The sequence below is a fragment of the Ignavibacteria bacterium genome, assembly GCA_016873775.1.
Taxonomy (GTDB): Bacteria; Bacteroidota; Ignavibacteria; order UBA10030; family F1-140-MAGs086; genus JAGXRH01.
Map to the genome: position 1 here is coordinate 1 of VGWC01000085.1, position 10,348 is coordinate 10,348.

Annotated in this window: 11 protein-coding genes and 1 tRNA gene; 1 reads left to right on the plus strand and 11 read right to left on the minus strand. The window is 37.7% G+C overall.

The window, feature by feature from the left end; all coding sequences use genetic code 11:
• The 5 genes from FJ218_09930 to FJ218_09950 all read right to left on the minus strand — a co-directional run.
• Nucleotides 1-625, minus strand: a 625-nt coding sequence (locus FJ218_09930; protein ID MBM4167219.1) for a class I tRNA ligase family protein, incomplete at its 3' end; no start/stop codon positions are given.
• Between the two features lie 130 nt (nucleotides 626-755).
• The gene (locus FJ218_09935) at nucleotides 756-1,019 is read right to left on the minus strand and encodes a hypothetical protein (protein ID MBM4167220.1); all 264 of its coding nucleotides are present in this window, start codon (nucleotides 1,017-1,019) and stop codon (nucleotides 756-758) included.
• Nucleotides 1,020-1,186: 167 nt separating this feature from the next.
• On the minus strand, nucleotides 1,187-3,472 hold the full coding sequence (locus FJ218_09940) for a M23 family metallopeptidase (protein ID MBM4167221.1): 2,286 nt from the start codon (nucleotides 3,470-3,472) through the stop codon (nucleotides 1,187-1,189).
• 12 nt (nucleotides 3,473-3,484) lie between these two features.
• Nucleotides 3,485-4,144: a fumarylacetoacetate hydrolase family protein gene (locus tag FJ218_09945; GenBank protein MBM4167222.1), complete on the minus strand. Its 660-nt coding sequence runs from the start codon at nucleotides 4,142-4,144 to the stop codon at nucleotides 3,485-3,487.
• Nucleotides 4,145-4,179: 35 nt separating this feature from the next.
• Nucleotides 4,180-4,545, minus strand: a complete 366-nt coding sequence (locus tag FJ218_09950) for a DUF4296 domain-containing protein (GenBank protein ID MBM4167223.1) — start codon at nucleotides 4,543-4,545, stop codon at nucleotides 4,180-4,182.
• A gap of 125 nt (nucleotides 4,546-4,670) precedes the next feature.
• Between FJ218_09950 and FJ218_09955 the strand changes: the two genes are divergently transcribed.
• Nucleotides 4,671-4,760: transfer RNA gene (locus FJ218_09955), tRNA-Ser, on the plus strand.
• A gap of 42 nt (nucleotides 4,761-4,802) precedes the next feature.
• On the opposite strand, the gene dnaB is transcribed toward FJ218_09955, so the two are convergent.
• From dnaB to FJ218_09985, 6 genes are read right to left on the minus strand one after another with little or no spacing between them, the layout of a single operon-like run.
• Nucleotides 4,803-6,269: a replicative DNA helicase gene (gene dnaB, locus FJ218_09960; protein MBM4167224.1), complete on the minus strand. Its 1,467-nt coding sequence runs from the start codon at nucleotides 6,267-6,269 to the stop codon at nucleotides 4,803-4,805.
• Nucleotides 6,270-6,287: 18 nt separating this feature from the next.
• Nucleotides 6,288-7,013 (minus strand): uracil-DNA glycosylase, encoded by a 726-nt coding sequence (locus FJ218_09965; protein MBM4167225.1) that lies wholly within the window; start codon nucleotides 7,011-7,013, stop codon nucleotides 6,288-6,290.
• Nucleotides 7,010-8,245, minus strand: coding sequence for a bifunctional phosphopantothenoylcysteine decarboxylase/phosphopantothenate--cysteine ligase CoaBC (gene coaBC, locus FJ218_09970; GenBank protein MBM4167226.1), 1,236 nt, complete (start codon nucleotides 8,243-8,245; stop codon nucleotides 7,010-7,012). Before coaBC ends, FJ218_09965 begins: the two co-directional genes overlap by 4 nt.
• 7 nt (nucleotides 8,246-8,252) lie before the next feature.
• Nucleotides 8,253-8,585 carry a hypothetical protein gene (locus FJ218_09975; protein MBM4167227.1) on the minus strand — a complete coding sequence of 111 codons (333 nt, stop codon included), beginning with the start codon at nucleotides 8,583-8,585 and terminating at the stop codon, nucleotides 8,253-8,255.
• Complete coding sequence (locus FJ218_09980; GenBank protein ID MBM4167228.1) at nucleotides 8,557-9,186, minus strand: guanylate kinase; 630 nt, start codon at nucleotides 9,184-9,186, stop codon at nucleotides 8,557-8,559. Before FJ218_09980 ends, FJ218_09975 begins: the two co-directional genes overlap by 29 nt.
• Nucleotides 9,176-10,099 carry a YicC family protein gene (locus tag FJ218_09985; GenBank protein ID MBM4167229.1) on the minus strand — a complete coding sequence of 308 codons (924 nt, stop codon included), beginning with the start codon at nucleotides 10,097-10,099 and terminating at the stop codon, nucleotides 9,176-9,178. Before FJ218_09985 ends, FJ218_09980 begins: the two co-directional genes overlap by 11 nt.
• Nucleotides 10,100-10,348: the final 249 nt, after the last annotated feature.

The following is a 10,348-nucleotide window of genomic DNA, read 5'->3' on the forward strand; positions in this document are numbered from 1 at the left end:
GCTCAATCACGGGATAGCGCAAATACCAAATGTTGCTTTGCTGTTCGGCATTATTCACTTCATCATCGGAAAGCGCGGTATGGTCTTTCGGACACCAATTGACGATATACTTCCCGCGATAAATCAATCCTTTCTCATACAAGCGCACAAAAATTTCCTGCACCGCTTCGGAAAGTCTTTCATCCATCGTGAATCGTTCGCGTTCCCAATCACACGAGCAACCGAGTTTTTTGAGTTGCTTGATAATCGTTCCGCCGTATTGTTCTTTCCATTGCCACACGCGCTCGAGAAATTTTTCGCGTCCCAGATCTTTGCGTTTGATTCCTTCTTTCGCTAAACTTTTTTCGACTACATTTTGTGTTGCAATTCCTGCGTGGTCAGTTCCCGGCATCCAGAGTGTTTCATAACCGCACATTCGTTTCCAGCGCACAAACACATCTTGAATGGAATTATTCAACACGTGCCCCATCGTTAAACTTCCCGTAACATTCGGCGGCGGAATCATTACCGTGTAGGGTTTCTTCTTTGCGTTTGCTGTTGCGTGAAAATAGTTCTTCTCTTCCCAGAGTTTATACCACTTCTCTTCGACTTCTTTCGGAGAATATTGTTTTGATAGTTCTGACATTCTCTAATTTTATGTTTTGAAAAATTTTGTGCTGAAAATACTACTATTGTAAAGACAAAAAAAGACGAAGTCTCGCCGTGAAGAGCAGTATCGAATGAACGGTACTGCTTTGGAAACGAACAAATTACTTTCACTTTTCCAACATTTCAATAATCTCTTTCACTGCTTTCAAACCTTCTTCTACTACATTCACGGAAATAATACCCTGATAATATGTGCCGATGTGAAGGTTTTGATATACAAGCGTAAAATTAGAAGTGAATGGGCCATTATGCGGAATCTTCTTCCGCAACGCCCAGTATTCGTCAATGGATTTTGGAAGTTTATCAGATGAAAAACCTTTCTCAACAAGCCATTCGTCAATGCTTTTAATGCGGCAAGATAAGCAAGCCACGCTCCTTCTCGAACATATTTTGCATCTTCATATATTTTCCCCGTAGAATCAATGCCGCTTCTCCAATCGTTTCTTTTGCATTTGACAAATAGCGTTTCGCTTCTGCAAATACTTGTTCTGCTGTTTTTTTCGTTCTGTGGATTCTCGCTTCAGTTCTTCTCTTGTCTTCATCGTATCGCTACCGTTTGCGCCATAATGGTTTCGTTTCCCATTCTGTCTTTCACAGCTATTTTGAGATAATGTTTACCTGTGTGCAATCCATTCAACGTTGCAGAATAAGTTCCTCCTTCACTAACTTGCGGAACAATGAGTTTCCCATCTATAAATATTTTTGCATCGTTCACATTCACGCCGCTCAAATCATCGTGAACGCCAAATGAAACAATCGGCGTTTCCGTTCCGCGAATTTTCAAACGTGTTAATGTCGGAGAAACAGAATCAACAAACAATGCAACTATTCCAAGAGTACGTGTGAGTTTAGAAGTCAGCGTGCAATTCGCAGTATCTTTTTTTGATGATAAGTATTTCCATCGTGCTCCGTCTTGAAAAAATAATCCAAGATGTTTTGATTCTATTTCTTGCGGATAAAACAATGTTACATTCACACCTCCATCGAGCATTACATCTTCTGGAAATAACGAGTACGTTCGAAATTTTTTACTATTTTTTTCTGAATAAGAAAAAAACAATGGCTGATACACTGCATTTTTTTCAAACGTTATTTTCATTCCTCCATCTCTTGTATAGATTTCTCCGCGCCTCAATGGATGAATCGGATACAACGAAAATGTATCGGCAGCAGAAAAAACTATACCGTCAATTTCAGCACGCAGTTCAGCAACTCGTTCGCCGATAAAAGTTGTCGAAGGAAAATAGGAACCTTGATACTCATATTCATTCAACGCCTTAACTGAAATATTTTTATCTTCGCTTCCTTCGCGAATTCCAAGCATTGGCGTTTTCGTAAACGCACCATTCGCTTTGATACGAATCATCATTTCACTTCCAAACATTTCTTTTTCAAATTTTACAGAAGGAAGCAGGGTTGCAGGTTTCTTAAAATAATAGAACGATGGAAATGAAGAAGTCCCATACACCGTACGCGCAACAATACGAAGAACATCTCCTTCTTTTTTTGAAATTGGAATCATAAGTTCCGTTTCCGCATTCGAATGAATTTTAGAAACTTCGGAAATATTCATTCGTTTTGTTTTCCACGAACCATACATTGTTTTTGAAGAAAATAAAATTTCATCAACAGTATTATTATTCAAAAAAAACGTGAGATACTTTCCTTTCATCTGAAGTTGAGAAACTTCAGGAATATGATTTGAAAAAATTGTTCCGTTGCATATCGAATAATTTCCTGCTAAATCCTTTGAAATAATTTTAAAATGATGTTCTCCCGGTGTTAAATGTTCAGATTGAATTGCTCCGCTCAATGGAGTTTTCATTCGATACAGCGGCAAACGGTTTCCTTCTTCAACATACAATTTTTGAAATTCCGCGCCTTCGCTTCGCATCAACGAATAGTTATAATGCAACGCAATCATTTTCGCGTTTCCCTCAAGAAGAGAATCATAGTTTGCTTCGTATACAAGCGAATCATCAAGAAAAAATTGCACCGTATATAATCCCGACATTTTGCGGTTTGCGTCATAAATATCTTCAGTATAAACTGCAAATCCAACTGAACCCGAAATATGAATCGGCTTATTTATCGAATAATTGCCGGCAGATTTTTTTTTTGTAGAAAATCGTTTGTGCGAAAACATTCCATCAATGAGTGAGGAAGTACGAAGAGGAACTACTAACAGTCGTCCAATTATCGGAGGACTATTATCTTCAAATTTATACGATTCAATTTTTAACGGATTGACGGGATTCATATAATTGTCATACACTTCAAAATGTAGATGTGGAGGTCCAACACCAGTTTCCCCTGTAAATGCAACCATTTCTCCCTGATAAAAAAATAACTTTTCGTTTGTAAATGCAATGTCAATTTCATAACCTCCGATTCGTTGCTGTTCGTTACGAACAATCTCTTCGAGCCGTTCATGAAATCCCTCAAGATGAGAAAAACTTGAACTTGTGCCGTCAGTATGTTTCATCGTTAATTGCTTTCCGTAGCCATTCGGCGAAACCCAAATGCGTGACACATATCCATCCTTTATCGCAAACACTTTGTAACCCGTTCTTCTATTCGTGCTGATATCTATGCCTTCGTGGAAATGCGATTTTCTGAACGCACCAAAGTTGTTCGTAACAGTTCTGCTTGCATCTGTTGGCCAAATGAAATTGGAAAAAAAATCAATCTCGTTTTTTTGCTGCGCATTTCCATGAACATTTTTTTGGGAAGTATTTTCAGCTGCAGCGGATTTTATATTTTTCCATACCGAGAAAACAGTCAATGCACACAAACTGAAAATAAACAGCAAAATAGTTTTCATTGAAAATAATAATTATCGAACAACGATACGATGCTCAAGTGCAGTAAAACCAACTAATTCGGCTTCAATATAATCGCCGTCTTGTACTGTGCTTACTCCGCTTGGTGTTCCGGTAAAAATAACATCACCAACTTCAATCGTAAAATATTTTGAGAGATACGAAATCAACGCACACGGAGAAAAAATCATATCCGTTGATTTTCCTCGCTGTCGTTCAGTTCCGTTGACTTTACAAAAAAATTCAATGGAGTTCTGTAAAAAATATTTTTTCGGCACAATTGAAGAAATAGGCGCAGAAGTATCAAATCCCTTTGCTAGTGTCCAAGGCAAACCCTTTTTCTTCGCTTCCGACTGAACATCGCGCAACGTAATATCCAAACCAACCGCATACCCAAAAATGAAATCTTCCGCTTCTAATACCGAAATGTTTTTTCCTTCCTTTCCAATCGCAACAACTAACTCAACTTCGTGATGCGCTTGCTGAGAAATGGAAGGTATAACTATGGTTTCATGACTTGAAATGACTGCTGTTGTAGGTTTCATAAAAACAACGGGAACATCGGGTATATCACTGAGCATCTCTCTTGCATGTTCCTCATAATTTTTTCCGATACAAAAAATTTTATTCACACGAAACTGTTCTTTGCTTTGAAAGATAGAAATGGATTTCATAGAGTCGTTCGCAAATAATATTAATCAACAAAAATTCATTTGGAGTTGGGAAGAAAATGTTTATTCTTCATTCTTTCTGAAACAGAATCCATTATTTGCTTCCACTGTTCGGGGTATGAGGAATATGTTTCCGCCGTCATTACAATTTGTTCTTTCGACGTGTTATATTTTTTTAAAAGTTTTGTAACATTTTGTTCAATCTGTTGTATCCGCAACGAATCTCTTCCGTTTGACTTCTGCGAATCCAAAAGCAACAATTCTGCATAGAACGAAATAAATGTTTCTTTAGGCATCGTTGTTTTATCTTTGCAACACGGTATAAAAAAAAGAATTCCAACAACCGTTAACCACAGTAACGCATTTTTTTCAAGAGAAAAGAAATTTGTAGATTTGACACGCATTTTTATGGAAATATTTTCAGAAAAGTGTTATGAATATTTGTTTATCGCTTCGTCAACAGTTGTTGGCGAAGCGTAATGTTTTCATAAATAAAATCTCTAAATAGTTTTTTTACAAACGTTCCTCTGGAGAGGTGGCCGAGCGGCTTAAGGCAACGGTTTGCTAAACCGTCATACGATGTAAAGTTGTATCGAGAGTTCAAATCTCTCCCTCTCCGCAGCAATAAACCTTGATGTATTTTCTTCAAGGTTTGTTTTTTTTAAAATGGAGTACCACCATCACCTATTGCTTCCGGTGGAATATTTTTATCATCGTGAACGGTATCCATCTCCTTAAAACTTGTCAACTCTTTTTCAAATCGCAAAATAAATTCACCTTGCGGTCCGTTGCGATGCTTTCCGATAATGATTTGTGCAATTCCTTCTGATGAAATTTTGTTTCCGTATTTATCCGTAATTTCTTTCACGTTATGTGTTTCCGGACGATGAACAAAAATTACCAAATCTGCATCCTGTTCAATTGCGCCCGATTCTCGCAAATCGGAAAGTTGTGGACGCTTGTGTTCCCCTGTTCGCGTTTCAATTCCGCGATTTAATTGCGACAGTGCTACAACTGGTACTTTCAGTTCTTTTGCTAATGCTTTCAACGAACGCGAAATCAACGAAATCTGTTGCTCTCTGCTATCAATTCGTTCTGCGGCGTGAATAAGTTGTAAATAATCCACAATAATTAAACCAATGCCATGCTCAGTTTTTAATCTCCGGGATTTTGCACGTATCTCCAAAATTGTAGGCGCAGGAGAATCATCAATAAATATTTTTGCATCATATAATACGCCAGCAGCACGAGCAAGACGTTTCATATCATCCGTCGTCAATCTTCCTCGTTGGATTGAATTCTGATTTATTCTTGCTTCTGAAGAAATCAATCGTTGAACTAATTGGTCTGTTGCCATTTCCAAACTGAAAATAGCAACAGAAGTTTTTTTCTCTCGATGCAAAGATGCATTATGGGCAATGTTCAATGCAAATGCTGTTTTTCCCTGACTTGGTCTCCCAGCAATAATAATCAAATCTGAATTTTGAAATCCACCTGTTACTTCATCGAGTTCTTTATATCCCGATGGAATTCCCGTTATTCCATCGTGTTTCCCATGAATTTTATCTACTTTGTCCATCACCCGATGGACTGCCTCGTGCAATGATATCGCGCTTTTCCGCATCTTTCGTTCGGAAAGTTGAAATATGCGCTGCTCGGCTTTATCGAGTAAATTCAACGCATCTTCCGATTCCGAATATGCTGAAGTTATCGCTTCATTTGAAACAGCGATGATGCCACGTAAAATTGCGCGCTCAATTAAAATATAACAGTGTGCTTCAATATTTGCTGCGCTTGTTATTGCTTGCGAAAGTTCACTGATATAATACGCACCGCCAACTTCTTCCAATATATGATTCGCTTGCATTGATTCCGTTACCGTAACGATATCTATCGGAGTTCCTCGCTCAAATAAATTCACCATTGTTTGATATATTTTTCTGTTCGCTTCGGAATGAAATACATCTTCATACAAAAGTTCAATTGCTTTTGTTACCGCATATTTATCCAATAACATTCCTCCTAAAACTGCACGTTCAACTTCCTTTGCTTGCGGAGGTTTTTTCCCTTCGACAGTAATTTTGTTTATATCAATTGCGTGAGTGAGTTGTTCTCTCTTTTTCGCCATAATAAATATTTAATACAATTATTTTCCGCGTTCGTGCATTGCTCGAAGTTTCTTAAAATCTTCCCACGCGAGAGGTTTCCAGTTTGGATTTCGTAATAATGCTGCAGGATGGAACGTAACCAACATTGGAATTCCACGATACGACAAATTCGATGCGCGCAATTTTGTAAGAGAATCCTTCGTGTTCAATAACATTTGCGCTGCAATTCTTCCAAGCGACATTATTATTTTCGGCTGCACTAAATCTATTTGCTTCCATAAATACGGAAGACATTGTTCAACTTCCGAAGACAACGGATCGCGATTATTCGGAGGACGACATTTGAGTATATTACAAATGTACACCTCTTCACGCTTCAATTCAATCGCGGCTAAAATTTTATTCAATAATTGCCCAGCACGACCAACGAACGGCTCTCCTTGTTCGTCTTCATCTGCTCCTGGCGCTTCTCCAATAAACATAATGTCGGCGTTGGGATTTCCAACGCCAAATACAAATTGAGTTCGCGTTTTTCCCAAAGAACATTTCATACAATTGCAAATCTGTGTACGGAAGTCTTCTAACGATGGAACGCTCTGAAAATCTTCCGTGAATAACGATGTTTCTTGCTCGTTGTTCATTGGGCGTGTCTTACTCTTTGCTTCTTCGCAATATAATGCGTTACCATATAATGCAAATTCCTGTTGGGCAAACTTTTCTACATTCTCCAATAACTTATTGAATTTTTCATCAAAGTTGCTCATTGTATATTCGACAACGAAGATATTCTGTTCAAAATCTCATTAGCAACATCAAATTTTTCCATCAACGGCAATGTTTCAGTTTTCCCATTTTTAGAGATAATTGTTACTCGATTTGTATCCGCATTGAATCCCGCATCTTTCTCTAAAGCGTTATTACTCACTATTATATCAAGATTCTTGGAATGTAATTTTTGCATTGCATTATCTATGACATTTTCAGTTTCCAACGCAAAACCAACAAGAATAGTTTTTGTCTTTTTCAATTTTTTTTGTTCACCAAGCAACCGAAGTATATCGTTTGTTGATTCCAATTCAATATAAAAGCGTTCAAATAATTTTCGTTCTCTCTTTATTTTTTTCGAATACTGATTTTTTACAGTGAAATCTGCCACTGCTGCTGCCATAATAACTATATCGCTTTTCTTTGCATTTACTATAACTTGATGCATCATTTCGTTTGCTGTTTCAATATTGATGCGATGAATGTTTTGAGGAGTTTGCAAATGCGTTGGACCGGAAATCAGCGTAACTTTTCCGCCTCGAATCTGTGCTGCATTTGCAAGCGCAAACCCCATCTTCCCCGATGAACGATTTCCAATAAATCTCACGGGGTCAATGGATTCGTACGTTGGACCAGCAGTAATAAGTATTTTCTTGTTTTCAAAATCTCGGTATGAGTTTTTTAAGACAGAAGATAAAAATTTCACCATTGTTTCTGTTTCTGGTAAACGTCCCATTCCAACAAGTCCGCTCGCAAGTTCTCCCGATTCAGGAAACAGTATAAAATGTCCCTGTTCTTTGAGCAGCGAAATATTTTTTTGAGTTACACTATTCTTCCACATTTCATCATCCATCGAAGGACAAAGCACAAGCGGACATCGTAGAGCAAGGACAAGTGTTGTAAGCGCATCATCGGCAATACCGTGCGCAAGTTTTGCAAGGATATTCGCAGTAGCAGGAGCAATCATCATCGCATCTGCGGACATTGCAAGTTGAATATGCCATGTGGAAGCATCAACAAATGAAACGTTTTGTTCTGTGAACATATCGCAAATTACCGGATGCTGGGAAAGCACAGAAAGAGAAAGCGGCGTGACAAATTCTCTCGCCGCTTTAGTCATAATTACGTATACATCAGCATCCTCTTTTCGCAATGAGCGAAGAAGAATAGGAATTTTTATTGCTGCAATTCCACCAGAAACACCGAGTATGATTTTTTTACCGTGCAACACGAACGTATTACTCGCTACTTATCGTTTCTGTTGGTTTCTCTTCATAGTGATATGATAATTTATCAAAAAGAAAATCATCAATTGCTTTTTCCGATGGTTTATATTTTCGTTCAAATTCTCTTCCAACAAGAATTTGGTCGGGATGCGGCGGTGTTTCTACTTCGCTTGTACCGTCATCATCAATTTTCATTTTTGCGTTGAGAATTTCTACACGCTGATTGAATTCTATTTTTTGTTCTTCATTCACTTGCCGAGCGCGTTTTGAAAGTATAACGATTGCTTCGTACACATTCGCCGCGCGTTTTTCTAAATCAGTTATTTCTATTGGTCGTATGGACATGAGTTGTAGTTGTGTTTGTTTGTAATTGAATTCTTATAATTTCTTCGATTTCTTCGATTGCCTTTTGTAATTCACTGTTGATAATAACATAATCAAATTCTTGCTGTTTTTCCATCTCCATTGGAACACGGCTCAATCGTGTTAAAATTCGTTCCTCTATTTCTGTCTTTCTTCCGCGAAGACGCTGTTCCAATGCTGCTATCGAAGGCGGTGCAATAAAAATTAATGTCGCTTCGTTCGGAAAGGTTTTCTTAATGGCTAATGCTCCGTTGACATCAACATCGAAAAGAACATTGTTCCCGTTGTTTAATGCAGAAACAATTTGTTGTTTCAATGTTCCGTAGTATTCTCCATAAATATTTTCGTATTCAACAAATTCATTGTTCAATATTCCTTGTTCAAATTCTTCTTTCGAGAGAAAAATATAATCTCTACCATTGATTTCCTTGGGACGCTGCTGTCGAGTTGTGGCAGAAATTGAAAAAATAAAATCGTCGTGCAGTTTTAAAATTGCGCGAGCAAGCGTTGTTTTTCCACTTCCGCTTGGCGCAGAAAGAACAAATAATTTTGCCGAATCGCGACTCTTCCGATTATTCGACATTCTGTAACTGCTCTCTGATTTTCTCCAATTCTTCTTTTACCCGCACTACGAGATGAGAAATATTTGCATCATTTGACTTTGAACCAATGGTATTGATTTCTCTATTGATTTCTTGCAATAAAAATCCTAATTTTCTTCCTGCGTTTTCGCCGTCATTAACCAGCACGTCAAAATAAGAAAGATGACTTCTAAACCGAACACATTCTTCCGTTATATCAAGTTTATCTGCAAGCAATGCAACTTCCAGTTCAAGTCGTTGATTATCTAATATTGCTCTATCATGTAATAATTCTATGATGCGTTGCTGCAATTGTTCCCGCGCTGTTGGAACTCGCGTTACTGCGAGATTTTCAATTTCAGAAATGGTACTGTTCATTAATTGCAGGCGAGAACGCAAATCTTTTTCTAACTCTCTCCCCTCGTTTGTGCGCATATGACATAAGTCGTTCAACGCAAGTTGCAGCGCTTTTTGTGAAACCTCCCATTCTTGATTATCAATCGGAAGTGTTTCTTCAACTTCCAACACGTCAGAAAATTTTAAAATATGATTTAATGAAATCGTATCGTTGAGACGTAATTCATCGTTTAATGCATCAAGCAACGATGCGTACGCTTTGGCGGCAGAAACATTGAGTTTAACAGGAATTTCCGATGATTTTGTTCTTTCAACAGTAATCGAAACATTTACTTTTCCGCGGGAAAGTTTTGAACGAATAATTTCTTTGACTTCATTTTCCTTGAGAATTAATGAACGAGGAAGACGAGCAACTATTTCTAAAAAACGACTGTTCACGCTTCGGATTTCTGCTTTCACTGTTATACCATTGTCGGCTACTTCTGAAGAACCGTAGCCCGTCATACTATACATCATTTGTTGTGGGATTCCTAAAAAATGTGAAACAAAGTTACGAATTCACTCCTTGATGGCAAAGAATATTGATAAAACCGTCTTGCGAAAATGAAAAGGAATACAATTTTTTTCTATGCTATTTTCCTCGGAACTACTTTCCAACTTTTTTAGTTTGAGTGAAGTCAAATTCACATATTTTTTCTACAATCAAATCTATACGGAGTTAATATTTATGTACCGTAAAACATTTACGTTCTTAATGATTGCTTTGGTTTTCTCAGTTATACCGCCGCAATCGTTTTCACAAAAAAA